Here is a 25,281-nt window from a genome sequence, read left to right as displayed (position 1 = left end):
CCTGGGTGACCTCGGCCCGAAGGCGGACGGTGGCGATGGACGACTCACTCGAACCGGGCGAGCTCCCGCCGGGTGCGCAACGTCCACGGGTGATCCTCGCCCAGGTACCGGATCCGGTCCTCCAGGATCTGCCGGAGCAGCCGGGCGGCGCGGGGGCGGTCCCCGGATTCGCCGACGAAGCAGGCGTGGCCGTTGCGGCTGCCGAGGGTGGCCGGATGGTCGTCGCCGAGCACGCGGGTGCGGTCCTGTACGAGGATCTCCAGCAGGTCGGCCGCTTCTGCGGCGCGGCCGGCGGTGCCCAGAGCGCGGGCGTGGCCGCTGCGGGCGGCGAGGGTGTGGGGGTGGTCGGCGCCCAGGGCGCGGCCGCAGTCGTCGGCGAGCCGCGCGTACAGGCCGACGGCTTCCTCGGTCCGGCCGCACCGGCCGGTGCTGCGGGCGTGGGCGGCGCGGATGGCGAACAGGTGCGGGTGGCCGTCGTCGAGGATGGTGCGGCTGTCGGTGAGCAGTTCGCCGAGCAGCCCGGCCGCCTGGTCGGGGTCGCCGGCCTCGCCGAGGAAGAAGGCCCGGTAGCGGCGCCACACCAGAGCGACCGGGTTGCGGGAGCCTTGCACTCCGCTGCCCCGTGTGACGTCCCCGTGTGCGTCGGCCAGCAGTTCGGTGAGCAGACCGGCCGCCCTGGCCGGGTCGCCGGACTCGCCGAGGAAGCGGGCGTGGCCGTGGCGGGCCGCGACGGTGTCGGGATGGCGTTTGTCGAGCACCCTGAGGCAGTCCTGGATCAGTTCCGCGAACAGCTCGGCGGCCTGGGCGGCGTGTCCGGCCTCGCCGAGGAAGTGGGCATGGTGGCGGCGGTTGTTGAGGGTGTACGGATGGTAGGGGCCCTGGGTCCGGGTGCGGTCGGCGACCAGGCTGTCGAAGAGCCGGGCGGCCTGGGCGGGGCGGCCCGCGTCACCGAGCAGGTACGCGTGGCCGTAGCGGCTGCTGAGGGTGTGCGGATGGTCGGCGCCGAGCAACCGCGTACGGTCGGCGAGCACGGCCTCGAACTCCGCGAGCGCGGGGCCGATCCGTCCGGACTCGCCGAGGAACAGGGCCAGGTTGTTACGGCTGTTGAGGGTGTGCGAGTGATCGGCGCCCAGGACGCGCACCCGGTCGGCGATCACGCCGTGGAGCAGGTCGACCGCTTCGGCGGGGTGGCCGGCCATGCCCACGTAGCGGGCGTAGGCGTTGCGATTCTCCAGTGTCTCGCGGGCGTCCGAGCCCAGCTCTGCGGTGGACTCGGCGACCAGCTCCCGATACAGGCCGGCGGCGCGCCCGGGGTCGCCGGCCTCGCCGACGCAGGTCGCGTACCACTGCCGGGGCAGCCGTCCGCGGTCCACGCCGGCCTTCTCGAACGCGGCCATGGCGTGCGCGAGGTCGCCGCGCTGGTAGGCGGTGGTGCCGATGTCGTGGGCGCCGACGGCGTCCGCGTGTTCGATGAGGGTCTGCCAGATCTCGGCCGGTATACGCGGCGGCGGGACCTGTTCGTCCAGGGTGTGGTGGAGGTAGTCGAAGGCCAGGTAGCGGCGGCCGTCGCGGGGCAGCAGCAGGCTCGAGGTGGCGTGCAGCGGCTCGGTGGCCCAGGTCAGCGCCTCTTCCCAGGGCTCCGGGCGCAGCGCCATGCCACCGCGCCGCTCCAGGTGGACGCCGTGCATCCGCAGCAGTACGTCCTCCGGCAGCGGCTGGTGGTACCCGGCTCGGCGGGCGTCCGCCGCTGCCGCCACCAGGGCGGCGGCCCGCGGGTGCGTGCCGGTCGACCAGGCGTTGTGCCACTCGTCCAGCAGCTGGGGCGCGGCGGCCAGGTACTCGGCCACCCCGCGCCGCCCCGATCCGGCGTCGTTGACCGCGGCCCTGATCCGGGGGTCCTCGGCGTGTCGCCGGGCCCTGGCGATCTCGGCGGGGCTCCAGGTCCGGTCGACCCGGACGGTGGCGGCCAGCCGGATCACCTCGCGGCCGCTGCGCAGCACATCCAGGCCCGGCTCGTTGTCGGCCTGCGACCGGGCCCCGAACCGGCTGTGCTGCTGGGCACTCATCGTCGCCAGCACCACCACCCGCGCCCCGTCGGCGTCCAGCATCCGCCGCACGTGACCCGCGCTCAGCCCACCGGCACCGAGGTAGGCGTCCAGTTCGTCCAGCCATACCACGACCCGTTGCAGCCGTACGACGACGTCGACCAGGTGCACCATCGACTCCCGGCTGTCGGGAACCACCAGGTGGTACTTCGGGAAGTGCTGCCGCATCACCTCGTACGCCAGTCTCGACTTTCCTGCCGTCGACTCCCCGACCAGCAGCACGAAGCCCTCCCCCGCGCTGAGCGCTGCCTCTGCCTGCGGCATCACATCCCGGCCGATGAACGCCGGTACGCGCCCGAAGCCCGCCGCACCGCCGCCGTTGGGCGCCGCCGGGTGCACCCCGAGCCATATCGGGTCCACCGCGTCGGCCACCGTCGGCACCCGGCCCCTCCAGGAGAACCGCAGCAGCTCCGGCAGCCCCCTCTGCCGCGCCGCCACCCGCTCCAGCGCCTCCCCGCCCAAGGCCCCCGCGGCCCCGGCAACCCCGCCGACGGCCATCCCCGGCGGCCCGAACAACAAGGTCAGGACCGGCCGTGTCACGGCCACCAGAAACCGCACCACCGTCGCGCCCACCGCGGCGAGCCGCCCCGCCCTGCGCGCCATGACACCACCCCCGTGCACCCGTTCCCTCTCCTGTTCCCTCCCTTCGCTCGCCCTACCCCGGTCGCGGCAAGGCGTCGCCCCGTCGCCCTCGCCGGACCCGCCGGCAGCCGAACTCTGGCGGCCGCTGCGCTCTGGGCGGCCATACCTGGACAGCCAGTCCGGCGGTGAGCGCTGAGGAGTGGATTACCGCGGGTTGCCGATGCCCTGGTTGTAGCGGAAGACGCGGTGGGGGTCGTGGCGGTCCTTGACCTTCTTCAGTCGGGCGTAGTTGTCGCCGTAGTAGGCGGTGTCCCAGTGGTCGAGGTCCGGGTCGGGGAAGTTGACGTACGCGGCGATGGTGTCGAGCGAGAACGGCGCGGCCGCCTGAGCCATGGATGGTCAGAAGGTTCGCACTGCCTTCCGCCGAGCAGGTGCAGGTTGCGGCTTAGACGGGGCATGGTCCCCCCACCGTTATGAACTGCGGGGGGACCATGCGCTTGACGAGGGAAGTACGCCAGCAACTGCTGGACCAGAACGAGGGCTTCGAGCTGGAGACCAGCTACGAGGGAAAGAACTTCCGCGAGTACCGGCGGTACCGGATCACGGGAGGGGAGTTGCGCATCCGCTCCAGCGGCAAGACGTCATGGGCAGACAGCCGCTTCGACAACGAAGACGTCGCCACCGACGAGCAGACGCACCGGTTCCTGCGGGAGCACCTGGCTGAGCTGAACACCGACGGGCTGTAGGGGAATCCCAAGTCAAACGCGCAGCACCCCCGCACCGAAGTCTGGTGCGGGGGCGCTGTCGGCCGCTTCCTCGCAGCACGTACCAGAAGCCGTCAGATTCTCCACGGCCACAGAACGTCCGTCCTAACAGCCCCTGAGTGCGGCATCTCGTGTCGGCGTACAGCCGAATGTGCCCAGGCCGGTACGGATGAAAGTGCACAGACTCTTTGCGGATTCCGGCTGGCAGGGCACCTGGCCCCCGCCACTTCAGGGGTGAGGGCCAGGGCCCGCAGCCAAGGGCGCCCGCCCTGCGGACGTCGCGATGTGATCCCGCTGCGGGGATCAGTGACCGGTGGCGGGCGCCAGCAATGAGGAGTCGGACCAGGTGATGCGGAGTTTGTTGGGTGAGCCGTTGAGTCGGGCCCGTACGCCGCCGGGAGGCGACACTGTCGCCTTTTCGACGCAGGTGCCGTCGAAGGCTCGGTAGAACTGCTGAGCGGCGGTGTTCTGCTCCAGCACCCACAGGTACATGGACTTGCCTGTCGCCCGTTCCGCAACGGCCTCGGCCGTCCGGGTAAGGAGTGCGGCACCTATGCCGGTGCGCTGACGGCCGTGGATGACGTGCAGGTTGTCGACGAGGCTGCCCCATCGGTCATCGTTGTCGAATACGACGTGCACGAAGCCCGCCGGTCCGGTGTCGCACTCAGCGACGACAGTCATGCTGTTGGCCGGGGTGGCGAGCCGCGACGACCATACGGACCGGCGGTTGGCGACAACATCACCGTCCAGGAATGAGTCGGAGTAGGCGCCGCGGTAGTGCCGGCGCCAACTGTCGGCGTGCAGCAACGCTACTGTCTCGGCGTCGTCGGGACCCGCCACACGGAACCGCAGCGACGTCATGCAGCCCCCTCCCAGTCTCATGAGCCACGGCTTCGCGGCCTGGAACGTCCATCTGCCTTCGATTCATGGCACGCTAGGCCCGCAAGGCACCCGCCGTCCATGCAGTTTCTCGATCTTGTGCGTCGCTTTCACTCTCGCACTCTGCGTGACCACAAGGGCGTGGGGCTTCGCCCCTCTTGACTGTGAGCTCTGTCCCAAGGACAGCTGGCAGTCGGACGCCCCCGGCACTGTGTCGTACGGCAGGTTGCGCACGTTCATCCGTACGGAGCTGAGCACGTTCGCCTGTACGCCGATATCTCGCCCCATGCCCGCATCAAACACCCTTCAGAACACGATCAAGTGCCGCCCGGCCTGCAGGTCCCCAGTTCGGCTTGCCGCCGGGAAGGCCCCGATCTCCGTTCTGCCCCATGAGCATCAGGAAGAGGCTCTTCATAGCGGCCAGCCCGCGGGCGCGCCGGATCGCCGCCTCGTCTGCATACGCGTATGTGTCGAAGAACCGTGAGGCCGTGCCTGCGGGTAGTAGCACCCATGCGGCGGCGAGGTCCCACGCTGGATCGCCGGCGAACATGTCACCGAAGTCGACGATGCCAGAGAGCGTTCCGTCCGAGACGACGACGTTCGCGGGATGGAGGTCGCCGTGCACCCACACAGGCGGGCCCTCCCACGCGTGGGCCGCAACGGCGTCGTCCCAAACAGCCCGGACGTCGGCAGCGATGTCGTCGTCGGGGGCAACGGCCTGGAAGAAGTTCTCGAAGCCGTCCGTGCAGTTCCTGGGATGGGCACCGCGGTCCGTAGCGATCGGCGCCTCGGCGGGCGCCTCCACATGGAGCGCCTGGAGGAAGCCCGCCAGCGTGTCGGCCGCGTGGGCGCCGCGGCTGATCGAGCCGTGGTCCAGCGGCTCGCCGGGAACCCACGTCATCACGGTCCAGTGCTTGGGGAAGCGCTCGGAGGGTTCGCCGAACCGCACCGGGGTCGGCACCGGGAGCGGCAGGCGGGGGGCCAGCACGGGTAGCCACCGCCGCTCCTTGAGCTGGAGCTCCGGGGTGGGGTCCATGCGCTGCATGCGCACGGCCAACTCATCCCCGAGGCGCCACATTTGGTTGCCCCAGCCGCCCACCACCTCGCGGATGGCCAGCCCCGCAAGGTCTGGATGTTGCTCCTGCAGCAGGTCGCGGACCAGGTCTGCGGTGATCTCGAACTCGGTCATGCGAAGTCACAGTACTGAGACGGCAGGCGGAGCAGCTGACCCAGGAGCCCCGGCTGCTGGAAATCGAGACCAACACCCGCCAGCATCTCGGGGAGGCTCACCGGATGCAGTGGCTCGGCGAGGTCGCCGGCCTGCAGGAAAGTCTGCGGCACATCGCTGACAAGAAACTGCAGGCTGAACGTCTACGAGCCCAAGTCGGCCAAGGCGAGGACGGGGTCACTGCCCTGGGCCAGGTCGTCACGCCTCCGCGGTGATCTGGGCCTTGAGCCGATCGTACTCGGCCACCGCATCCGGCAGGTGATCGAAGAAGGCCTCCCAGAAACCCGGTCGCTGCCACTCCCGAGGCGCCAGCGTCAGCCTGCCGTCGTTCAGCCCGGCCACCCAACAAGTCGGCATCCGATCAGACACGACCTCGAACATGTCCGCGTCCCACAGCCCCGGGGAGTCGATCGCGTCTCGGCTCGTGCTCCGGTCAGGAAGTCGGAACAGGACCCGGGTCCGGGTGGCGAAAACCTCAAGGACCGGGTACTCCTCGCCGACCCGCACACCCGGATGCTCGCTTACTACCGTCGAGGTCCCGGGCCGGATGATTTTGATGCATCGGACGATCACCCGCGCAGCCTACGCAGTAGCACGTTCCCATCAGCGTAAGGCCCGGCTCTACCCGATCAGGTTGTGGCAGCGGGCATCATCCCGGGACCGCCACGAAGCCAGAGGTTCAGTGGCACCCCGTTCAAGCAGCCAGGCAGTCGCTTCTACCAGCCCTCTGGCTGCCTCAAGAGGCGTAGGGAAGGTACCTGCCGTCTCGGCGACAGTATGGCCGCCGCAGTCCACTTCCCGATCGCATGAGACTACGACCTCCGCCTCGACCTCCCAGGGAGGACCCCATCGGAGATCCCACAGGCACCGGCGGGGAAAGTACAGCTCAGCGGTGAAAGAGACATCCGCTGCTTCGGCGAAACCGAAGAGGCCCGCTACTTCGATCCCCTCAATCCGATGGAACTCGAGGCCGCTGTCGGTCCAGCTTGCACACACACCGAGGTGCTCGGCCAGACAGGGCTGGACGCACTGATCGCTGGGGTCGAGTGCCCATCCCTCGCCATGCTGGCCAGCCTCCTCCGGAGCGAAGAGCCCGAAGCGCCAGCGCTCTTCGACCAAGTGCTGGAGGAACTGGGACTACTCTTCCGCCCACCCGCTGACCCCCGGGTCGCAAAGTGGGCGATGGCCTACTGGATCGCCGGTCAGATCGCCGACGGATCCCTCGATCCCGCCACCGGCACCCACCTCATCTGTGCAGACATCGCCTATGACCTCGCCGACCCCGAAGAGCTGGAACCACTTGTCCACAGCGCGGCCAACCTGGACGGCTGGGAGGAGAGCTGGGGAGTCTCCTTCGAGGAGCTCAACAGAGAAGCGGTCGAGGCGGCAAAGCAGTTCTTGAACAGACGGCCGGGAGGGTGGCCGGCTCCCCCAAATCAGTTCGGTGAGCCGGTGCCATAGGCTGGACATCCGTCGATAACGTGGTTCTCCGGGCGTCTTGGGAGTGTCGGGCAGGCAGGCACCTACGGGAGCGCAAGTCCCATGACGAAACCCTTGCATTGGTCATGGTCATGGAGCGGTCTCTCGGCTTTGCCCCCCATCGTGGGGCACGCGTCGCGACAGGTCGCCATCCGGTCGACGGGGACCTCACCGCGTCTCACAAGGTGGTCACCACTGGTAGCGCGCCGGCCCGGACGACAGGGCCAGTCCTGGGCGTTCAGGAGCGGGTCGCACTCGGTTCCGGGCCCGGTCGCCGTCCCTTGCAACCATCGTGTGCTGATCCGTGTCTCCCAGGAGAGGCGACCACGGAGAGGACGGACGTCATGAGGGACATACGGAGAAAGGCGGGGGCGGTGGCGGCCGTCGGGCTGCTGGCTCCCGCCGTGGTGGTGATCGGCGGGGGCAGTGCGTCGGCCGCCTCCTGTACGACGAAGACCGGGCCCTATCAAAAGCAGGTCGAGAAGTTCCTGGGGCGGCCGGTCGACGGACGGCAGTCGCCCGCCGACTGCAAGGCCATCAGGGCGTTCCAGACCAAGCACTCGATCTACCCGAACGTCGGCTACGCGGGGTCCATCACCTGGGGCGTCATGGACCTGATGAACAAGCAGAAGGCCGTCGGCAAGAAGCCGAACAAGGCCGGCAAGTGCCCGACCAACAAGGGCCGCATCGCCTGCGTGAACCTCACCCTCCAGATCAGCTGGATCCAGGACGGCTCCCGGCTGAAGTACGGCCCGGTCCCGGTCCGTACCGGACGGAACGGCTACGAGACCCGTACCGGCGCGAAGAAGATCTACTGGCGGGACAAGAACCACGTGTCGTCCGTCTACAACGTGGCGATGCCGTATAGCCAGTTCTTCGACGGAGGCCAGGCCTTCCACCAGGTCGACCTCAGCGTCTGGGCACCGCCCGGATCGCACGGATGCGTCAACATGCGCAAGAACGACGCGAAGACGTACTGGAGCCTCCTGAAGAACGGCGACGACGTCTACATCTACGGCCGCAAACCGGGAACCTGACCGATCGCTCCGGGAGCCGCGCCTACGCACCGCCCGCGTCGAGCATCTCGCCGGGCTCGGCGGGCGACGTGAGGCGGCCCGCGGCCGGCCTCGTGCGGGACGGTGCCGGAGGCCGGGTCGACGGGCAGGTTGGGCAGCTCCTCGGACAGGTGGAACGCCTGCAGCGGCCAGTTGCGGAAGCGGCCGGTGCCGTCCAGTTCGGTGCGCTCGGTGCGCAGGGCGGTGACCTGGCCGTCCTCGCCGAGGATCTCGGTCGGGGACTCGAAGAAGTGCAGGTCGCGGCGAGCCGTCCTTGTCATCGCGACGCGGGCTGAGGACTGGTCGTTCGGGTAGTCGCCGGGTCAGGCCACGTTGCCTCGGGCGACGGCCTTTCGTGAACATTCCCAAGCAGGTTGATGGCCAACTGCTGCTGACACTCATCGACGAACGCTGTCGCTGAAAGTGAACGAAGCCGATTCCCGCCGTTACACAACCGCCGGGCGCCTGTGCGGGCGCTGTGTATCCGCAGCCGCAGAAGCCAGACATCCCCTCCGTAGCGTCCTGTAATCGTGATGACGCTGAGAATGGGCTCCCGTGCGACGCAATACCGTCTCCGACGCCACCATCCTGAACCGCGATGTGTGGACCGTCACGCACGGGTGGCCGAGCCACCCCGCTGCGCGGAGTACCTCGCAGGGGCACCGGTGAGAAGGAGGGAAGCATGTCACTGACCGGTACAGCGCTGCTGGCCCTTCTGATCGCCCTGTGCACCGTTGTCGTGCTCGGCACGCTGTTCCTGTGGCCGTCGCAGGTGCCGCGGCGCCCGAGGTCCGGCGTGCGGCGTTTCATGGTCTGGCTGGCCCGGCTGCTTTTGATCGGCCTGTGTCAGGTGACGGCCATCGCGGCCGTGGCCGGGTGGATCAACGACGGGTTCGGGCTGTACACCTCGTGGGGCGATCTGCTCGGCACCACAGGTAAGACAGAGCTGACGCAGGCCGGAGGCATGGCGGGGCCCCCGGCGATCAGCGCGCGTTTCACCCGCGGCAGCGACGGGATATTCACCACCTACTTCCGCGGGCACGCCTCGCATCTGGCCGGCCAGGTACGGGTGTGGACTCCGCCGCAGTACGACGAACCGGCTTACCGCCACAGCCGATTTCCCGTGGTCATGCTCCTCCACGGCGTACCCGGTTCCCCCGAGTCCTGGATCGAGGCCGGTGGGTTCCCGCATGTGGTCAAAGCACTCCTCGCGGAGGACCGGGTCAAGCCGTTCATCCTGGTCCTGCCGGTCATCAACCCCGGGTATGTCGACACGGACTGCAGTGACATCGGGCCCGCCAAGAACGCCACATGGCTGGTGAAGGACGTTCGAGGCCTGGTCGACTACCGATTCCGTACGATCTCCGGCCCGCGTGGCTGGGGACTGATGGGCATCTCCACAGGCGGGTTGTGTGCCGCGAAACTGCCCCTGCAGTACCCGGACATCTTCCGGACAGGCGTCAGCTTGGACCCGGACGCGATGGCGGGCGACCCTGATGTGATCTCACAGCCGACGGCACGCCGGCTCAACAGCCCGCTATGGCTTGTCCGGCACCGCCGGCCGAGGGTGTCACTGCTTCTTGCCACCTCCTCCGGTGACCGGTCCAGCCCGCCCGTGAACATCGAGGCCCTTCGTCTGGCGGCCCGAAGGCCGACCCTTGTGACGGCTCTCGTCCTGGCGAGCGGCGGGCACAACTGGCACACATGGCAGCGGATGTACCCGACCGTGCTGCCCTGGCTCAGCGCCCGTCTTCCCGCGCCGGAATCGAATGCCGCCACCCTTGGGCGCCCATCAGGAGTGCCGCAACCGGTGCGGACACTCTGACCGACGGAACGGATTGGGGCCCCGGCAGGAATTCACCTGCCGGGCCCCTGAATTGGTGCGGGCGATTTCAGACGGTCGGGCAACCGTCGTCGGAGCGCAGCGCACTCCACGTGTGCTTACCGACCTTGCCGTCAACGGTGAGCTTTATGCTGCACCCCCTGTTGTTGTCCCACGTCTGGAAACCCTTTATCGCGGCCAGGGTCTTCAAGCCGAAGTCCCCGTCCAGGGAACTGGCCCGGGCCGCGGGGGTGTCGTCGTCGGCTGTGAGCCAACACACGACAGCGCTGCGCGATGCGGGACTGATCAGCAGCCATCGGGACGCGACAAACGTGCTGCACACGATGACGCCGCTCGGTGCGTCGCTGTTGCGGGGGTCAGGCGCTGATCGGGACGTCACGCCACCGGTCGCACCAGCGCAGCCACAGCCGCAGGCGCCGTCCTGACCGCCTGGGCGGAGCCCCATTTGACGGGTGGCGGCGGGGCAGTCCGGGCCCCGCAAAGGGTAAGCCCGCGTCGCCAACGCCGGGGTGGGGTGTTCAACACAGCGACGCCGAGTCCGGTGGGACTGTGGAGCGCGGTATTGCGGTGCCGCAAGGTGCGGATCAGTCCCGCTTCGCGCAGGACCGTGGCGTGTTCGCCGGCGCTGGCCGCCGGTTCACCCAGCCGTTGGGTACGGCAGCAGGCCCGCGCCGGTCTTCTCCCAGGCCGCTTTCAACTCCGCGAGCAGCTCCGGCCGGTCGGAGGCGAGGTCGGCCTGCTCGCGGGAGTCCCGCGCGAGGTCGAACAGATGGTCCGTGCCGTCGGCGTCCTGGTAGTACTTCCAATCGCCGCGCCGCAAGGCCCGGTTGGCCCGTACCCGCCAGAAGAGGTCGCGTTTGCCGGGCGCGTGGCCGTGCAGCAGATATCCCGCCAGGCTGGTGCCGTCCAGCGGGTAGGCCGGGGCCGGCCTGGCGCCGCCCAGTTCCAGGAAGGTGGCGGTCCAGTCGGGCGAGAAGTTCGGCTCGTGACTGACCTGGCCCGGATCGATACGCCCCGGCCAGCGGACGATCGTCGGCACCCGGATGCCGCCTTCGAGAAGATCGAACTTCTCACCGCTCAGGGGCCAGTTGTACGAGAAGCGCTCGCCGCCGTTGTCACTGGCGAAGTACACCAGGGTGTCGCTCTCCTGGCCGGAGCGGCGCAGCGCCTCAAGCACCTCGCCGACGGCCGCGTCCAGGCTCTCCACCATCTCGGTGTACTTGGCGACAGAGCCGCCGTCGAAGTGGCCGAGGGCGCTGAAGATCTCACCGACGTCGGTGGTCGCGCGGATCTTCGCGGCGATCCCGGCGCCGGTCTCCGCGTCGCCCTCGGCGAGCCAGGGCCAGTGCGGGGTGGTGAAGTTGAGGTTGAGCAGCCAGGGCTGTGCGTGGTCGCGGCCGATGTACTCCACGGCCCGCTCGGTCAGGACGTTGGTGTAGTAGCGCAGGTCCTGGTAGGTGGCGTCGCCCTCGTAGAGGTCGTAGTCGCCGAGCTGGCCGAGCTTGGAGAAGTACTCCAGTGCGCCACCGTGGTTGCCGAAGAACTCGTCCCAACCGGACTTGGTGGGGCTGTAGTCCGGCAGCCAGCCGCAGTGCCACTTGCCGATGAGCGCGGTGGAGTAGCCGGCCGTCCGCAGCAGCGAGGCCAGGGTCGGGTGCGTGGGGTCGAGTCCCTGCGTACGGTTGGCGATGGGCTCGGCGAGCCCGCCCTTGGTACGGCCCGGATAGCGGCCGGTGTAGAGGCTGAACCGGGTGGGCGAGCAGGTCGCGGATCCGGCGTACGCGTCGGTGAAGCGGACACCCTGCCGGGCGAGGCGGTCCAGGTTGGGGGTCTTGATATGCGGTGCGCCGTACGACGAGAGGTCCGCCCAGCCGAGGTCGTCGCCGAGGATGACCAGCAGATTGGGCCGCCGCCCGCTGCTTGCGCCGGTGCGCGCCCGGAAGGGCTGCTCGGCCGTCGTACCGGTACTGGCGACGGCCGGCGAAGCGGCGGCCGTCCCGGCTACGGCGGACAGTGCGCCACCACCGATCAAACCGCCCAGCGCACGGCGCGATAAACCGTCCCGGGCATCGGAGGAGGGCAAAAGGGAGCGTTCGGACATGCGTCTTCCTCAGGCCGGAGATGAAGGGGAACGCGCGTGGGCGCGCGGCGGGAGGGAACGGAAGAGGATCCGTGGGGTCAGCTACAGATGGCGCTGGACTGCCGGCACAGATCGACATGCCGCGCCCCACGAACACGGCAGGCGTGCCCAGGTGGTGGTGGCCGGCGCCAGAGACCATGGCGACGACGTTGCCAGCGGGACGACCGGACCGTCAAGACGGCGTCCACACGGTGGCCGAGGGCAAGGGCACCCCGGCAGACGAGGCAGCCCAGTTCGAGGCCCGCAATGCCGTAGAGGCCGGATTGGTCGATCTCCGGGGCCGGGCCGTTGTACATGCGCGCGGTCTCGAAGGACGGTCCCGGGCCGAACCGTTCCGCCAGCGCGCGGCGGCGGTGTTGATGTCGGGCACATCGATCCCCACGGACCTGCCCGGCGTGGCCGCGGAAACTCCTCCCACCAGCGCGGCCGCCACCTCGGCCGAGTCCGCGTACAGCGGCCCGATCCGCGAGGTAGCGCTGCAGTCCCGCATCACCGCGAAGCCGCGCAGTTCCCCGTCGGCCGGCGCGGCCAGCGCCGTTCGCCGCGGGCCCGCGACTACCGAACTTGAATGCTTGATGTCGGGCTCCGGCGGCGCCAGGAACTACGTGGACCAGCGTTGGCCTCTCGCGCCAGGATGGGCGGATGGTGGAGAGCGAACCGGATCTGATGACGTTGTTGCGCCGGTTCGACGACCCGAAGTGGCTGGAGTGGCCCATGGGCTACAGCCGTAGCGAAGCTGCCGTGCCGTTCGGACGTCTGGTGTTCAGGCTGGAGAGCGACTTCGGGACGAGTTGCACGGCTGAGCGGGACACTCAGGACTCCAGTGAGTACGGTCGCGTCGTTGTCCCCGCAGAGGCGACGGTGTGCGGGACTCGGATCATGGTGTGCGTGAGCAAGTTCGGGTCTCTGGCTCTGGTGTCGGCCGACAATCCCGGTGCCTTTTTCGGCACGGATGACGCTCAGGCGGAGGGCGAGCTGGACGCCGGAGACCTTGCAAGGGTGGAGCAAGCGCTCATCGGCCTGGGGTACGTGGTGGTCCCAGAAGAGGTGCTCAATCTCCGGTACGACGGGGAGAGCCAGCTTCGTCCTTGGGATAAGGATGCGTGGCAGCCCAGCTGGTGGGATCGATTCTTCGGCTTCTTCTAGCCGACGCGTTGAGCGTGATCAGCGGGCATGCTCGGCGCTGTTACTCCGGCTGGACGGGCTGTGGCGCGACGAGGACTTCGCGGGCTGGTCCCCGCTCGACGGACGCCCCGGCATCACGCCCGCCCAATTGGCCGCCGTCCGTGTGCTGCAGTTCCTGCTCGGTCTGCCGGACGCTCAGGCAGCGGAAGCGGTCCGCTGCCGCATCGATTTCACGTACGCCCTGGCCATGGAGCCGGGCCCCTCGTGGGGTCTGTTTCATTCCTTTCTCAGCGGTGTGCAAGTATTTCCGATGACACGTCCGCCCGACAGAGGGACCGCAGTGACGAAGTCCGCCAGCCTCGAAGCCCCAAGACGCCATGACCTTCTGACCTCTTCGGGGGACGCCACGTGAACCCCGTCGGATCCGATGGCACGCCGTACGCGGATGGGTCGTACGCGGACAACACGTCATACCCGCAGACGCCCTACGCGGACACGTCCTACCCGGCGGACACCTCCTACCCGGCGGACACGTCATACACCTACGACGCCCCGACCCAGGCCGCCCAGGCCTGGCCGGCGTATGTCCTGAGCGGCCGCTACGAACTGAGCCGGCTTCTCGGCCGCGGTGGCATGGCCGATGTGTATTTCGCCCACGACACCAGGCTCGGCCGGACCGTCGCCGTGAAGACGCTGCGCGCGGACCTCGCCCACGACCCCACCTCCCAGGCGCGGTTCCGCCGGGAGGCCCAGTCGGCGGCCTCCCTCAACCACCCCTCCATCGGCGCTGTCTACGACACCGGTGAGGACTGGATAGAGGGTGTCTCCATCCCGTACATCGTGATGGAGTACGTCGACGGCTCGACTCTGAGCGACCTGCTGCGCTCCGGCCGTAAGCTGCTGCCCTCAGCGGCCCTGGAGATGACCGTCGGCATCCTGCAGGCGCTGGAGTACTCGCACCGCGCCGGGATCGTCCACCGCGACATCAAGCCCGCGAACGTCATGCTGACGCGCGAGGGCCAGGTCAAGGTCATGGACTTCGGCATCGCCCGCGCGATGGACGACCCCAGCATGGCCATGACGCAGACCGGCATGGTCATGGGCACCGCCCAGTACCTGCCGCCGGAGCAGGCCCTCGGCCGGCAGGCCGACGCGCGCTCCGACCTGTACTCGACGGGCTGTCTGCTGTACGAACTGCTCGTCGTGCGGCCGCCGTTCATCGGCGAGTCCCCGGTCGCCGTCGCCTACCAGCACGTCCAGGAGGAGCCGCAGCCGCCCAGCGTGTACGACCCCGGGCTCACCCCCGAGATCGACGCCATCGTGCTGCGGGCGCTCGCCAAGGACCCCGCCTACCGCTACCAGTCGGCCGATGAGATGCGTGCCGACATCGAGGCCTGCCTCGACGGCCGGGCGGTCGCCGCCGCCGGCATCGGCGCCGCCGCCGTCACCGACAACGCCACGGTCAAGCTCGCCGCCGTCGACCCCCCGGAAGAGCCCGGGCAGCCGAAGGGCAGGAAGTCGAAGGTGCTCCTGGTCGTGGCGGCCGTCGTGGTGATCGTCGGCGCCGTCCTCATGGGCCGGCTCCTGTTCGGCGGCAATGGTACGGACGCCAGTGAAGTCAGCGTGCCGAGCTTCGTCGGCCAGACGCTGAAGGACGCCCGGAAGATGGCGGACAACGCGGATCTCACGGTCAGCGTCACCGCGAGCAAACCATGCGCGGACCAGTCCAAGGGCCACGTGTGCAGCCAGTCTCCGGCGAGCGGCGAGGTCAAGAAGGGCTCGGCCGTCTCGCTCGTCATGTCCACCGGAGCCCCGAAGGTCAAGGTCCCGGACGTCACCGACAAGGATGAGGACGCGGCCACGAGCCTCCTTGAGGACAAGGGCTTCGACGTGAAGAGCACACACGTCGTGTCCGGCAAGGACCCCGGCACCGTCCTCAGCCAGGACCCGGAGGGCGGCACCAAGGCCGAGAAGGGCTCCACGATCACCCTCAAGGTCGCCAAGGCCGCCGACAAGTCCACCGTCCCCGACCTGACGGGCCTCACCGTCAGCCAGGCCAAGAAACGGCTCGAAGACAACGACCTCGTCCTCGGCAGCACGACCGACGTCGACTCGAGCGCCACGGCGGGCACCGTCGTCGGCCAGAGCATCCAGCCCGACAAGAAGGTCAAGACCGGTACGGCCGTCGACGTGGACGTGGTCAAGGCGGCCGCGACGGTCCAGGTGCCCTCGGACCTCATCGGCATGACCCTCACCAACGCCCGCACCGCGCTGAACGACCTGGGGCTTCAGGTCGCCCTGGCGTCCGGCTCCTCCGCCGAGTCCGACGCGCTGGTGACGGCCAGCAATCCCACCCCGGGCAGCGATGTCGCCAGCGGCGGCACCGTGACCCTCACCACCCAATCGCAGAGCGGGGACTCCTCGACCGGAACCCCCTCCCCCTCGGCCTCAACCGGGTAGAGCCGCCCAGCCCTCTGCCACGCGCAGCATCGTCCTCGACCACCAGCCGGCGTCCTCGGCCGCGAACGCAGTCGCCGAGGACCGGTCGCTACGGCTCAAGGAGTACGAGGTGTACAGGTTCGGCCCGGTACGAGCCTGGCCTCGGCAGTGCACCAGCGATGCTTCGCCAGTTCTTCGCCGAACCGATAGAGCACCAGCGACAAGTTCCGCCTCGCCCGGGGTGGGCGGCACGGACCCACCAGCCGCACCCGCCACCCATCGGTTGGCAGCAGGTCCGCGACGGCCTCGGCGGTCCGCGTGACCGCCGAGGCGATGTCGCGGGGAGCCCGGTGCTTGAGCTTGCCCTCGCGTACGAGCCAGTCCTCCAGGAGGCCGAGCCCGTCGTCCAGGCGCCGCTGCACATCCGGAGTCGGATGCGGGAACAGCAGGCGGAACCGCGGCGCCCCGTCCCGCACGTCCCGCAGCGGTTTCATCCGCCGCGCCTCCACCTCCGGCTCGCTGTCCACCCAGGCCCACGGGAGACCCATGACAACGAGCCTGTCACCACTCATCTGCCGCTGCCGGACCCGCGACACCTCCAGGAACTCGGACAGAAGGCGTTCGACGTAGGCCGGTGGCACGGACTTCTTTGGCAGGCAGCAGATGACGACGCAGGAAACGTGCCCGGCTCAGTGAGGTTGAGCCAGGCTGGCCGCACTGTCGATCCAGGCGACGACCGCGCTGACCGTGGCGTCGTCGAGCCGGCGCGCCATGGTGTGCACCGCGGAGCCGTCCCCCGGCTGCGGGGGCACGCCCGCCGAAATGAGCGCGGCATGAAGCTCGACCCAGCGCGCGTCGGTGGCGGACAGGGCACAGGCCGCGCTAGGGGCGGCGGCCGGCGGGGCAAGGAAATAGTCACCGCTGACCGACTGCTGCGGAGTGTAGAGAAGGCTCATCAGGTTTACCTCTCGGATCTCGGACGATGTCGACCGGACTTGCCGTGCAGGACAGCCCCCGGCGGCCTGCCGGTTGCCTCCCACCGACGGCTTCACCCGTCCGGCCCCGCCCCGAGATCCGCAGGCCCTTCACCACGCGTAAATGCGACTCGCAGTCATGCCCAATGCCTGTCGCCAAGGACAGCCACGACTGCCCGGGCATCGTCAGAACGACCCCTGGACGGGCTACAAGTGATGCCTGCGCACCAATTACGCAGGCCGACCACTACCCCGGTCACCGGCCCGTCCCGGGCCGAGCACGCCCGCCGTGGACCGGCTCCTCTTGCGCGACATCAAGACCCGTCGCCCGCCAAGACGCCGGCGAAATCCCCGGCCCCCGTGAGGCCCGGATCGCCCGGCTCGAGGCAGAGAACACCAAGCTCAAGGACGGCTGACCCAGGCCGCGCAAGAGGTCGATCAGCTCATGGACTTCCGCAAGGCATCGCGCGTGGACGCAGGACCATGAGCGAGCCTTCCAAGGTCGCCACCATGGCAAAAGGGAACCGGTCGACCTCAAGACAGAGCGCGACGTCATCAGGATGGACTCCTTGACGCACCCCCTCCGCCAGTTCGGCGGCGGCGCGCGACTCGGCAGCGCGGCGGAGGAACTCAGGAGCATCCGTCCCAGCCTCGGTGGCCCTCCGAGCGATGTATTGAGCACACGCCAGATCTTCATCGGCCTGCCCATCGTCGCCAGTGACCACGAACGTGACACTGTCGCCCTCGCTCGTCCGCAAGAGCTGAGCCGTTGCCTCCGCCACCACGAAGCTGGCGCACAGCACCAGCGGCGCCTCCTTGACCGCAAGGGCGCCGACCGTCCCTGCCGTGGTCTTCTGCACAACGGTCCGTCCGCCAAGGTCAATAGACCGCAGCAGGCCCGGGGAGTTGACGGTGTCGAACCCGGGCGCGGGCGGACCGTCTTTGAGCGCCACCCAATCCCGGTGGCGAGCCTTGAGCGCCAGGGCTTCGTCCAGCGACTCGGCAAGCACGATCTTTTCCGCCCCCTGGGCAAAGGCCCAGGCAGCCACCGTGAAAGCACGCATGACGTCGACCACGACCGCCACGGACGGGGCTTCGACCAGATCAGCGATGCCAAGGAAACGAGCGTCCATTCCGATCATGATCGCGCTTGCCCGACCCGAAGCACCCGGAGAGTGATGGGCGTCACATCGACGGTCTCGCTGGGCATTCGTCGCATCATGTTCGCCGTCGACGACATCGAGGACGTCGTTGCCCGTCTGCGCACCCACGGGGCGCGGAACTCGTCGGGGAGCCCGTGCAGTACAAGGACAGCTACCGGCTCTGCTGACGGCTGCCGAGGGGACCGTGCGGCGCCCCATCGGGCCCCGTTGACTGCTCGATGGGACGTTCCCGCAACGATGTCGTCAGAGGATGCCGTAGGTCAGGTGCGTCGCGGTCGATGTCGAGGTCACGCTCCGCTGCACCAGCGTGCGTGGCACTCCGCCGGTGAACAGTGGCGTCCCGGCACCCAGCACGACGGGCGCGAGGTGCAGCGTCAGCACATCGACCAGCCCGGCGTCGAACGCCGAGCCGACCGTGGCGCCGCCGCCCATCAGGACGACGTCGAGGTCCTTGCCGCTGTCCGACGACGCCGCCTCGGCGCGCTCGCGCGCGGCGGTGACGGCATCGGCCAGACCGGTCGTGACGAACGTCCAGTCCAGGTCGCTGAGCCGCACCGACTCCGGCGGCGAGCTCGTCACGACGACGAACGCGGGCTTGCCGACCTCGCCGGCGCCGTAGCCGGACGTTTCGTCCCAGCCGTTCGGCCCGTCGACCAGATCGAAGAGCCGGCGGCCGAGGACGACGGCGCCCGAACGGGCGGTCGCCTCGCGCAGGACCCGGCGGTCCTCGGGGTCGTCGGAAAACGCCCAGGTGTGCAGGGCCTCGCCGCCGGTGCCCAGACCATTGTCCGGACCGGGATCGGGCCCGGTGACGAAGCCGTCGAGGGAGACCGAGATGTCAGCGATGATTCGACTCATACCAGGGCAGACCCGATCCGCCGCCCGAACTCATCGCTCACGCATGAAGTGCGTGTAACCTGCGCCACTCAGACTTCGATGGCACGCTGTCAATGCGTCCGCGCCCGTCGGCAGACGCGACGGCCTGCCCCGTCTGCCGCCCCGACCGGCCGCTGCTCCCCCGGCGGTGAGCAGCTCCGGCCAGGTCCCTGTATGGGGAACTCGGAGGCGAGGATCGAGTTGTACGCCACGATCCGTCGGGACCACTGCCGAGGACGGCCACCGCTCGCCCGCGCTCTGCGGGTGGGCCAGCCGACCTGAGGGCTCGTAACAGGATCATGGGTGGGCCTTCTTGAGGTGTCGCCAGCAGATGAGGCTGCATGCCAGGGAGGCGAAGGCGTCGTGGAGTTCGAGGCGTCGTTCCCATCGGATAGCGAGGCGTTTGAACTGGTGGAGGAGGGCGAAGGCCTGCTCGACGACGTAGCGGAGTTTGTGAAGCTCCGCTACGTCGTTCGCGAAGTTCAGCTGTGTGGCGTGCCTGCTACCGGTTGGCCGCGAGGAAGTCCTCCAGGATCTCGACAAACCGCGCCGGCTGCTCCTCGGCCGGGTAATGGCCGCAGTCGTCGAGGACGACCCCCGTGACGTCGTCGGCCGCCAGCCGCATCGTCTGGGCGGCATTCGCGCCGCTCCACAGCGCGCCGCCGACGGCGAGCACCGGCAGCGTCAGCCGGGTCTTGCTGCGCTGCTCGTTCTGCGCGATCGTCTCGTCCAGCGCCCGGTAGTACGCGAAGCTCGCCCGCAGCGCGCGAGGATCCGCGGTGATCGCGTCGACGTAGACGTCGACGGCGTACGCGGGGATCGCGGTCCGCGTGGCGGCCTTGGTGGCGAACTGCCAGCCGAAGAAGAGCCGCTCCCGTCCCCGGACCAGTTCCTCGTTGAGGTCGGTGAGCCGGTTGAAGCCGAACTGCCAGAGCTTCAGGTTGACCGCGGCCGGGCCGAAGAACGGCGGGGACGGCGTGAGACCGGGGATCACTGCTTCGAGGATGGCGAGCCGGCCCACCCGCTCGGGGTGATCGGCGGCGAGGGCATATCCGGTCCACGTACCGATGTCGTGGCCGACCACGTCGAACCGGTCGTGCCCGAGCGCGGCCATCAACGCGACCAGATCGGCGGACAGCGTGCCGGCGTCGTACCCGTCGTCGGGCTTGTCGGAGAGCCCGGCCCCGCGCGAGTCGACGGCGACGACGGTGTGCCGGCGGGCGAGTGCGGGCATCACCTCCCGCCAGGCGTACCAGGTCTGGGGCCACCCGCCGACCAGCAGCAGCGCCGGGCCGTCCCCACCGGTGACCGCGTGCAGCCGCAGTCCGTTCACCTCCACGAGCCGGCTGGTGAAGACGTCAAGGAATCCGTCAGGCAGCCGCAGCGAACTCAAGCTTGTCATGCCGGCGACCATACACATCTTTGAACGATCGGTACAAGATGTGTAAGCTGACGGACCATGGCAGGACGCAAGCAATTCGACGTGGACGAGGCGCTACGACGCGCGATGCACGTCTTCTGGCGCTGGGGTTATTCGGAGGCCTCGATCGATCGCCTGACCGAGGGCACGGGCCTGGGCCGGGGCTCGCTCTACGGCACCTTCGGCGACAAGAGCGCCCTCTTCCGGAAAAGCCTCCAACGGTACGCGCAGACCTACCACCCGCTGTACGAGCAGGCACTGTCCGGCCCCCACCCGAGCCCGAGCGCCGTTGTGGCCGCCTTCCTGCAGGTCGCCCTGAACCGTATCGCCGACCCGACAGTCCCGGATGGCTGCCTGCTCACGGTGTCGGCAACGCAGTTCCCGGCGCTTGACGCGGAGGGACGGGCGATGGTCCGCGCCATGATCGACGGTTTGCGGGCGAGGCTGGAGCAGGCGCTGCTGGCGGCGGGGGCCGGTGAGCAGGAGGCGGCAGAGCTGGCGTTGTGCACGCTGGCGACGAACAAATCTCTGGCGGTGCTGAGCCGCGCCGGCTTCTCGGGCGAAGACCTGGCGACCGTCGCGGCAGCCGCCGCCAAGAATGCCAAGGCTCCGCCGAATCGACCGGCCGAACCGTCGGGGCCGCGATAGGCGGGAACGACTCCGTCGCCAATGGATCTGCAGAGACCTTGGGGCAGCCGGCGGCTTGGCAGGAAGTGATTCGGCCCAGCCCTCATAGGGGCTGAGCCGACCCGGGCGACGAAATCGTCCCACCGGGGGAAGAAGCTGACCTGAGCCGCCTCGGTCTTCGGGCTCTTGGAGCTCGTAACAGGGTCATGGGTGGGCCTTCTTGAGGCGTCGCCAGCAGATGAGGCTGCATGCCAGGGAGATGAAGGCGTCGTGGAGTTCGAGGCGTCGTTCCCATCGGATGGCGAGGCGTTTGAACTGGTGGAGGAGGGCGAAGGCCTGCTCGACGACGTAGCGGAGTTTGCCCAGGCTCTTGATGTTCGGGGCGCCCTTGCGGGAGATGACCGGCATGATCCGGCGTGTGCGCAGTTCACGGCGGACTACCCGGGAGTCGTACGCCTTGTCACCCAGGATGGACTCGGGGCGTCGGCGGGGACGGCCCGGACGCCCGGCCACCGGCGGGATGCCGTCGACGAGTGCGAGAGTCTGCGTGATGTCGTTGACGTTCGCCGCAGTCGTGATGACGTGGAGCGGAGTGCCCTTCCCGTCGCAGATCAGATGGTGTTTGCTGCCAGTCCTCCGCCGGTCGACCGGTGACGGACCGGTCGCGTCTCCCCCTTTTTGGCGCGGACGTGGGAGCCGTCCACGCACGCGCGGGTCCAGTCGAGTTCGCCGGCCGCGTTCAGCGCCGCGAGCAGGATGCGGTGCAACCGGTCGAAGACGCCTGCCTGCTGCCAGCGGTCCAGGCGCCGCCGGCAGGTCTGCCCCGAGCCGAACCCCAGCTCCAGGGGCAGGAGCTGCCAAGCGAAGTCCTGGTGCAGGACATACAGAATGCCCTGCAGACACAGCCGGTCCGCCACCGGCTTCGGGCCCGGAGACCGCTCGGGCCAAGGCGGCAGCAACGGCTCGATCAGCGCCCACAAGCCGTCGTCCACGATCCACGGCCGAGTCGTCACACCCACCCGAACGATCAGACCGTCACAACAGTCACGCCCGACCAGGACCGCTCAACAAGATCGTGTTACGAGCTCTAAGGGCTGGTCGGCGGGGCGACGACCAACTCGGTGTCCGGGTCGTGGTCGATCTGCGAAGGGCCGGCGACGATCATGGTGGCTCGGGCCCACGGCTGTTCTCGCAACATGAACGGCAATTCCTCCAGCAGCCAGTTCGCCACGTGCTCCAGCTGCTCGGGGGTGTCACCGTCGCGGACGACCGACAAGCGCTCTTGCTCGTCGAGGTCACCCTGCATCCACATTGAGGCGTCCAACCACTGGGCAAGCTCTTCGCGGATGATGCCGGTGCCCTCGACCCAGATGAAGTCGGCACCGTTGGGGATGGTGATCGATCCGGGCCGGTCGTGGGTGATCCAGGCACCAGGGCGGAAGTCCACCGCCTCACCCCGGTGCAGGGGTTGCAGGATGTTCTCGACGAGCATGGCGCCCCAGTCGAAGTAGGCCTGCTCCCAGGCGATGTCGTCGGTGTGCACGATGGAGGAGTTGGGCACCGCCTTGCGCAGCCGCTCGGCCAAGGTCGTCTTGCCGGCGCCGCCCCGGCCGTCGATCGCGATCACCCGCGGACGTCCGGTGACGTCGGGGGATGCATCGCGCAGCTGCCGGACGGCGTCGAGCACAGTCACCACCCGCCAGCCAACGGCCTCGGTCTCGCCTGGATGCAGACGCATCGACAACCCGTCTCCGGAGGTGAGGACACGGATCCGGCCTGCCCGGACGGTCCGCCGGTCGTCCGACCCTATCGACGTCATGGTCGAGAGGCCACGGCGGTGAGGCCTCCTCCGGGCATGGACCCGCTTCACGCGGTCGGCAGGGTCCACTGCTGGTTGGCGGCGCCGGTGCAGTCCCAGATCTGCAGGCGGGTGCCGTTGGCCGAGCTGGGGCCCGTGGCGTCCAGGCAGCGGCCCGAGGCGGGGTTGACCGGGGTGTTGCCGGTGCCCTTCTGCCACTGCTGGGCGCCGGTGCCGTTGCTGGCCGTCGCTTCCGGCAGGTCCAGCGTCGAGGCTCTCCGGGCAGCCGGAGCCACCGAGACAGTCCCCGATCTACGAGGCTCGGCGCCCCTTTCTCAAGATGCTCGCCGCCCGCTGACCGCCATCTCGGAGCCGCGCGGCCCTTCCCTGTAGAGCAGCCTCGCGAGGGCCTGCGCCCGCCCGGCGACGCCTGATCCCGTACGGCCGCCCTCCCCCGAGGCTCCCATTGGTCCGTACGCCAGTTGCGGCGGCAGCGCCGCTGGGCGCCGGGCGGCCACAGGCCGGAGCTGCTGTCAGAACTCCTTGATTACAACGGTCTTGGCGGCCTTGTCGTGCAGGCACTGCTGGTACGGCTTGTCCCACAGGTGCCAGAGGACGTTGAGGAGGCTGAAGACAGACCCGAGGCAGTAGACGGCCTGCGGTCCCGCGTAGACGCCTGCCCGGGCCCAGAACTCGGCGTCGGCCGGCCGGCCGCCGTGGGCCAGCGAGACGACCCGGATCTTCATGGCCTTCTTGCCGATGGTCTGGCCGCCCTGTGTGAGCAGCATCGCGGCTTCGTAGCCGAGGGCCACGGCGGCGGTGGCCACGGAGTTGAGGAGCGAGCTGACCGGAGCGACGATCACGTAGAGCAGGATGACCGGCACCAGCAGCACAGCGGTGTCGATCAGCCGGGCCAGGAAGCGGTCACCGGAGGTGGCCAGCTGCCGAGTCCCTGGGGCGGGCGGGCCGCCGTACGCGTTCGGCGGGGACAGCCACTGCGGGTACTGCTGCCCGTACGCCGCCCCCTGTGGCTGGCTGTACGGTCCCTGCGGCGGCGGCCCGTACCCGGCGGGGCCCGCGGCGGCCTGTCCATACGGGTCGGCCGGCGGCTGCGGCGGCCCGTAGACGTTCTTGTCGTACGGGTTCTGCTGAGGGCCTGTGGGATGTTCGTGGCCCGACGGTTCGTTTGTGCTCATGCCCCCGACTCATCTCTCGCTCGGGCGGTCACCTGTGATCATGCGACCTGCCCTCACGATTTCTACACACCGGGCATCTCATACGGAAGACGGCAGGGGCAATCGTTACTGAGTAACCGTCGACCACCGATGGACCCGCGGTCGGTCAGTGCTCAGTTCAGGCTGGTGTCGATGAGTTCCCGTGCTTCCTGCGGAGCACTCGCGGTGGCCATGCCGGCGAGCGTGGCCGTCTCCCCCGCGACACCGCATCGCGCCGCCGCCGCGGTGGAGGACCACAATGCCGCGACCTACAGCATGCAGGGCGGCGGCGCCGTTCATTTGGGACCCCAGGATTGACACGGCCGGTGGCTATGCCAGGCGGGTACGGTCGTTCCAGGAGGAATGGCAACGCCGATGAGGCTGCGCTGCCAAGTTGATGCGGACCGACGGGGAGGCCACGTGGATGTCACCGAGCGCGAGCTGACCGAGCCCTGGAAAGGCGTTCTGGTCACTCCCGCCCGCGGCAGTGACATCGGTGTCCTGGTCCTGGCGGGATCCAGCGGGCGCGTCGAACGGGAGAGGGCACGCATCCTTGCCCAGCAGGGTATGACGGCCGTGTCGATCCGCTGGTTCGGCGGTCCGGGGCAGTCCCCGGGGATCTGCGAGATCCCCCTGGAGACCTTCACCACCGCCGTCGACTTCCTCCGGTTGAACGGAGCGGAGCACATCGGCATTCTGGGCACTTCCAAGGGGGCTGAGGCGGCGCTGCTCACAGCAGTGCACGATTTGCGCGTGGACGCTGTCGTCGCGATATCGCCCACGTCCCGGGTCTGGTGCAACGTCGGACCAGGCCGCGACGGAGCCCACCGCCCTTGTCGATCGTCCTGGACCTGGCGAGAGCAGCCGGTGCCTTTCGTCCCGATGGACGGCTCCTGGACTCCCGCAGAAACGGACGGTGGGCCGGTCGCCATCCGCGGGCACTACGAACTGAGCGAACGGACCTTTGCTGATCTGCTCCCTCCGGCACAGATTCCCGTGGACAAAGCACGGGCCGATCTGCTGCTGGTCGCAGGCGGCGACGATGCGATGTGGCCGTCTCTTCCCTTCGCCGAACAACTGGCACAACGCCGACGCTCAGCCGGGGCCACGGTGCGCCTGATCACCCGCCACGATGCCGGCCACCGCCCACGCTTTCCCGGTGAGGGACCAGCACCGGCATCCCCGCGCTTCCACTACGGAGGCACACCCGAAGCTGACGCACTCTTGGGGACGGCTGCCTGGCCCCACGTCCTCGACGCGCTCCGCAACAGGGGCTGACCCCTCCCTCCGGTTGATCGCGCACGCAGCTCGGAGAAGGTCTCTGACGACCCGTACCGCCGCGGCATGCTCGTCATGGCCCGCGCCACCAGCCACGCCGAACGTCCCTGGCTCCACGAGACCCTGGCCTGACGCGCCATGCGCGGTAGCCGAGTGGGCCTCCGGCCGCGGACATCAGAGCTGTGGCAGCACGCGGTTGAAGCGGCGAGAACTCCGGCGGCGTGACGCAACGTGCGTCACGCACTTCGCCCGGATGCAGGACGACCCATCGGAGTCCCTGCTTTCGAGGGGA

Annotated in this window: 27 protein-coding genes and 4 pseudogenes; 13 read left to right on the top strand and 18 right to left on the bottom strand. The window is 69.0% G+C overall.

Annotation, left to right across the window (positions count from 1 at the left end; all coding sequences use genetic code 11):
• Window positions 1-44 precede the first annotated feature (44 nt).
• Both OG607_RS44740 and OG607_RS44735 read right to left on the bottom strand, forming a co-directional pair.
• Entirely contained in the window at window positions 45-2,708 is a 2,664-nt protein-coding gene (locus OG607_RS44740; RefSeq protein WP_405736340.1) for a tetratricopeptide repeat protein, read from the bottom strand.
• A 183-nt stretch (window positions 2,709-2,891) separates the two neighbouring features.
• The gene (locus OG607_RS44735; RefSeq protein ID WP_405736337.1) at window positions 2,892-3,080 is read right to left on the bottom strand and encodes a BBE domain-containing protein; all 189 of its coding nucleotides are present in this window, start codon (window positions 3,078-3,080) and stop codon (window positions 2,892-2,894) included.
• A gap of 104 nt (window positions 3,081-3,184) precedes the next feature.
• Between OG607_RS44735 and OG607_RS44730 the strand changes: the two genes are divergently transcribed.
• Window positions 3,185-3,433, top strand: a complete 249-nt coding sequence (locus tag OG607_RS44730; protein ID WP_405736335.1) for a hypothetical protein — start codon at window positions 3,185-3,187, stop codon at window positions 3,431-3,433.
• A 321-nt stretch (window positions 3,434-3,754) separates the two neighbouring features.
• Here the strand turns inward: OG607_RS44730 and OG607_RS44725 are convergent, their stop codons facing one another.
• From OG607_RS44725 to OG607_RS44715, 3 genes are all read right to left on the bottom strand, one after another.
• Window positions 3,755-4,312, bottom strand: a complete 558-nt coding sequence (locus tag OG607_RS44725) for a GNAT family N-acetyltransferase (RefSeq protein WP_405736332.1) — start codon at window positions 4,310-4,312, stop codon at window positions 3,755-3,757.
• 313 nt (window positions 4,313-4,625) lie between these two features.
• Window positions 4,626-5,519 (bottom strand): aminoglycoside phosphotransferase family protein, encoded by an 894-nt coding sequence (locus tag OG607_RS44720; protein ID WP_405736330.1) that lies wholly within the window; start codon window positions 5,517-5,519, stop codon window positions 4,626-4,628.
• 237 nt (window positions 5,520-5,756) lie between these two features.
• Window positions 5,757-6,065, bottom strand: a complete 309-nt coding sequence (locus tag OG607_RS44715) for a hypothetical protein (RefSeq protein ID WP_405736328.1) — start codon at window positions 6,063-6,065, stop codon at window positions 5,757-5,759.
• Window positions 6,066-6,515: 450 nt separating this feature from the next.
• Between OG607_RS44715 and OG607_RS44710 the strand changes: the two genes are divergently transcribed.
• Entirely contained in the window at window positions 6,516-7,019 is a 504-nt protein-coding gene (locus OG607_RS44710) for a hypothetical protein (protein ID WP_405736325.1), read from the top strand.
• Between the two features lie 362 nt (window positions 7,020-7,381).
• A complete protein-coding gene (locus tag OG607_RS44705; RefSeq protein WP_405736323.1) occupies window positions 7,382-8,074 on the top strand; it encodes a L,D-transpeptidase in 693 nt (230 codons plus the stop codon).
• Between the two features lie 80 nt (window positions 8,075-8,154).
• On the opposite strand, the pseudogene OG607_RS44700 reads toward OG607_RS44705, so the two are convergent.
• A pseudogene (locus tag OG607_RS44700) lies at window positions 8,155-8,349 on the bottom strand (pyridine nucleotide-disulfide oxidoreductase); the annotation flags it as partial.
• Between the two features lie 425 nt (window positions 8,350-8,774).
• Here OG607_RS44700 and OG607_RS44695 point away from each other — a divergent pair.
• Both OG607_RS44695 and OG607_RS44690 read left to right on the top strand, forming a co-directional pair.
• Window positions 8,775-9,917 (top strand): alpha/beta hydrolase, encoded by a 1,143-nt coding sequence (locus tag OG607_RS44695; protein WP_405736321.1) that lies wholly within the window; start codon window positions 8,775-8,777, stop codon window positions 9,915-9,917.
• Between the two features lie 146 nt (window positions 9,918-10,063).
• Complete coding sequence (locus OG607_RS44690; protein WP_405736319.1) at window positions 10,064-10,360, top strand: ArsR/SmtB family transcription factor; 297 nt, start codon at window positions 10,064-10,066, stop codon at window positions 10,358-10,360.
• A gap of 212 nt (window positions 10,361-10,572) precedes the next feature.
• Here OG607_RS44690 and OG607_RS44685 read toward each other — a convergent pair whose 3' ends face one another.
• Together OG607_RS44685 and OG607_RS44680 are read right to left on the bottom strand one after the other, a co-directional pair.
• On the bottom strand, window positions 10,573-12,036 hold the full coding sequence (locus tag OG607_RS44685; protein WP_405736317.1) for a sulfatase: 1,464 nt from the start codon (window positions 12,034-12,036) through the stop codon (window positions 10,573-10,575).
• Between the two features lie 211 nt (window positions 12,037-12,247).
• Window positions 12,248-12,583, bottom strand: coding sequence for a hypothetical protein (locus OG607_RS44680; protein ID WP_405737472.1), 336 nt, complete (start codon window positions 12,581-12,583; stop codon window positions 12,248-12,250).
• 134 nt (window positions 12,584-12,717) lie between these two features.
• Here OG607_RS44680 and OG607_RS44675 point away from each other — a divergent pair, with 134 nt between their 5' ends.
• The 3 genes from OG607_RS44675 to pknB all read left to right on the top strand — a co-directional run bounded on the left by OG607_RS44675 (window position 12,718) and on the right by pknB (window position 15,660).
• Window positions 12,718-13,221, top strand: coding sequence for a hypothetical protein (locus OG607_RS44675; protein ID WP_405736314.1), 504 nt, complete (start codon window positions 12,718-12,720; stop codon window positions 13,219-13,221).
• Window positions 13,175-13,612, top strand: a complete 438-nt coding sequence (locus OG607_RS44670) for a transposase (protein ID WP_405736311.1) — start codon at window positions 13,175-13,177, stop codon at window positions 13,610-13,612. Before OG607_RS44675 ends, OG607_RS44670 begins: the two co-directional genes overlap by 47 nt.
• Before the next feature lie 176 nt (window positions 13,613-13,788).
• Window positions 13,789-15,660, top strand: coding sequence for a Stk1 family PASTA domain-containing Ser/Thr kinase (pknB, locus tag OG607_RS44665; protein WP_405737470.1), 1,872 nt, complete (start codon window positions 13,789-13,791; stop codon window positions 15,658-15,660).
• 95 nt (window positions 15,661-15,755) lie between these two features.
• On the opposite strand, the gene OG607_RS44660 is transcribed toward pknB, so the two are convergent.
• The 3 genes from OG607_RS44660 to OG607_RS44650 all read right to left on the bottom strand — a co-directional run bounded on the left by OG607_RS44660 (window position 15,756) and on the right by OG607_RS44650 (window position 17,746).
• Window positions 15,756-16,187 carry a hypothetical protein gene (locus OG607_RS44660; protein WP_405736309.1) on the bottom strand — a complete coding sequence of 144 codons (432 nt, stop codon included), beginning with the start codon at window positions 16,185-16,187 and terminating at the stop codon, window positions 15,756-15,758.
• 141 nt (window positions 16,188-16,328) lie between these two features.
• The gene (locus tag OG607_RS44655) at window positions 16,329-16,595 is read right to left on the bottom strand and encodes a hypothetical protein (RefSeq protein WP_405717672.1); all 267 of its coding nucleotides are present in this window, start codon (window positions 16,593-16,595) and stop codon (window positions 16,329-16,331) included.
• Between the two features lie 461 nt (window positions 16,596-17,056).
• Entirely contained in the window at window positions 17,057-17,746 is a 690-nt protein-coding gene (locus tag OG607_RS44650) for a 2-phosphosulfolactate phosphatase (protein WP_405736307.1), read from the bottom strand.
• A gap of 69 nt (window positions 17,747-17,815) precedes the next feature.
• Here OG607_RS44650 and OG607_RS44645 point away from each other — a divergent pair.
• Window positions 17,816-17,943 (top strand): annotated as a pseudogene (locus tag OG607_RS44645) (VOC family protein); the annotation flags it as partial.
• Window positions 17,944-18,019: 76 nt separating this feature from the next.
• Here OG607_RS44645 and OG607_RS44640 read toward each other — a convergent pair.
• The 3 genes from OG607_RS44640 to OG607_RS44630 all read right to left on the bottom strand — a co-directional run bounded on the left by OG607_RS44640 (window position 18,020) and on the right by OG607_RS44630 (window position 20,054).
• Window positions 18,020-18,634, bottom strand: a complete 615-nt coding sequence (locus tag OG607_RS44640; RefSeq protein ID WP_405736304.1) for a dihydrofolate reductase family protein — start codon at window positions 18,632-18,634, stop codon at window positions 18,020-18,022.
• Between the two features lie 315 nt (window positions 18,635-18,949).
• Entirely contained in the window at window positions 18,950-19,195 is a 246-nt protein-coding gene (locus OG607_RS44635) for a transposase (protein ID WP_405736302.1), read from the bottom strand.
• Window positions 19,155-20,054 carry an alpha/beta fold hydrolase gene (locus OG607_RS44630; protein ID WP_405736299.1) on the bottom strand — a complete coding sequence of 300 codons (900 nt, stop codon included), beginning with the start codon at window positions 20,052-20,054 and terminating at the stop codon, window positions 19,155-19,157. Before OG607_RS44630 ends, OG607_RS44635 begins: the two co-directional genes overlap by 41 nt.
• Window positions 20,055-20,111: 57 nt before the next feature.
• On the opposite strand from OG607_RS44630, the gene OG607_RS44625 reads away from it, so the two are divergent.
• Complete coding sequence (locus tag OG607_RS44625) at window positions 20,112-20,720, top strand: TetR/AcrR family transcriptional regulator (RefSeq protein WP_405736297.1); 609 nt, start codon at window positions 20,112-20,114, stop codon at window positions 20,718-20,720.
• Between the two features lie 183 nt (window positions 20,721-20,903).
• On the opposite strand, the gene OG607_RS44620 is transcribed toward OG607_RS44625, so the two are convergent.
• From OG607_RS44620 to OG607_RS44605, 4 genes and pseudogenes are all read right to left on the bottom strand, one after another.
• Window positions 20,904-21,712 (bottom strand): IS5 family transposase gene (locus OG607_RS44620; RefSeq protein ID WP_405736294.1). Its coding sequence is split into 2 segments (ribosomal slippage): window positions 20,904-21,392 and window positions 21,395-21,712, totalling 807 coding nucleotides; the frame shifts between segments, so codons are not numbered across the junction.
• Window positions 21,713-21,786: 74 nt separating this feature from the next.
• Window positions 21,787-22,437, bottom strand: coding sequence for a uridine kinase (locus tag OG607_RS44615; protein WP_405736292.1), 651 nt, complete (start codon window positions 22,435-22,437; stop codon window positions 21,787-21,789).
• A gap of 128 nt (window positions 22,438-22,565) precedes the next feature.
• Window positions 22,566-22,736: pseudogene (locus OG607_RS44610) on the bottom strand (RICIN domain-containing protein); the annotation flags it as partial.
• 294 nt (window positions 22,737-23,030) lie between these two features.
• Window positions 23,031-23,693, bottom strand: a complete 663-nt coding sequence (locus tag OG607_RS44605; protein WP_405736290.1) for an RDD family protein — start codon at window positions 23,691-23,693, stop codon at window positions 23,031-23,033.
• A gap of 171 nt (window positions 23,694-23,864) precedes the next feature.
• Here OG607_RS44605 and OG607_RS44600 point away from each other — a divergent pair, with 171 nt between their 5' ends.
• The 3 genes and pseudogenes from OG607_RS44600 to OG607_RS44590 all read left to right on the top strand — a co-directional run.
• Window positions 23,865-24,029, top strand: a complete 165-nt coding sequence (locus OG607_RS44600; protein WP_405736287.1) for a hypothetical protein — start codon at window positions 23,865-23,867, stop codon at window positions 24,027-24,029.
• A gap of 102 nt (window positions 24,030-24,131) precedes the next feature.
• Window positions 24,132-24,989, top strand: coding sequence for an acyl-CoA thioester hydrolase/BAAT C-terminal domain-containing protein (locus OG607_RS44595; RefSeq protein WP_405736284.1), 858 nt, complete (start codon window positions 24,132-24,134; stop codon window positions 24,987-24,989).
• Window positions 24,990-25,037: 48 nt separating this feature from the next.
• A pseudogene (locus tag OG607_RS44590) lies at window positions 25,038-25,121 on the top strand (PadR family transcriptional regulator); the annotation flags it as partial.
• Window positions 25,122-25,281 lie beyond the last annotated feature (160 nt).

The sequence above is a fragment of the Streptomyces sp. NBC_01537 genome, from assembly GCF_045040445.1.
In the GTDB taxonomy this organism is placed as follows: Bacteria; Actinomycetota; Actinomycetes; order Streptomycetales; family Streptomycetaceae; genus Actinacidiphila.
This window is presented reverse-complemented; position numbering and strand designations above follow the sequence as displayed.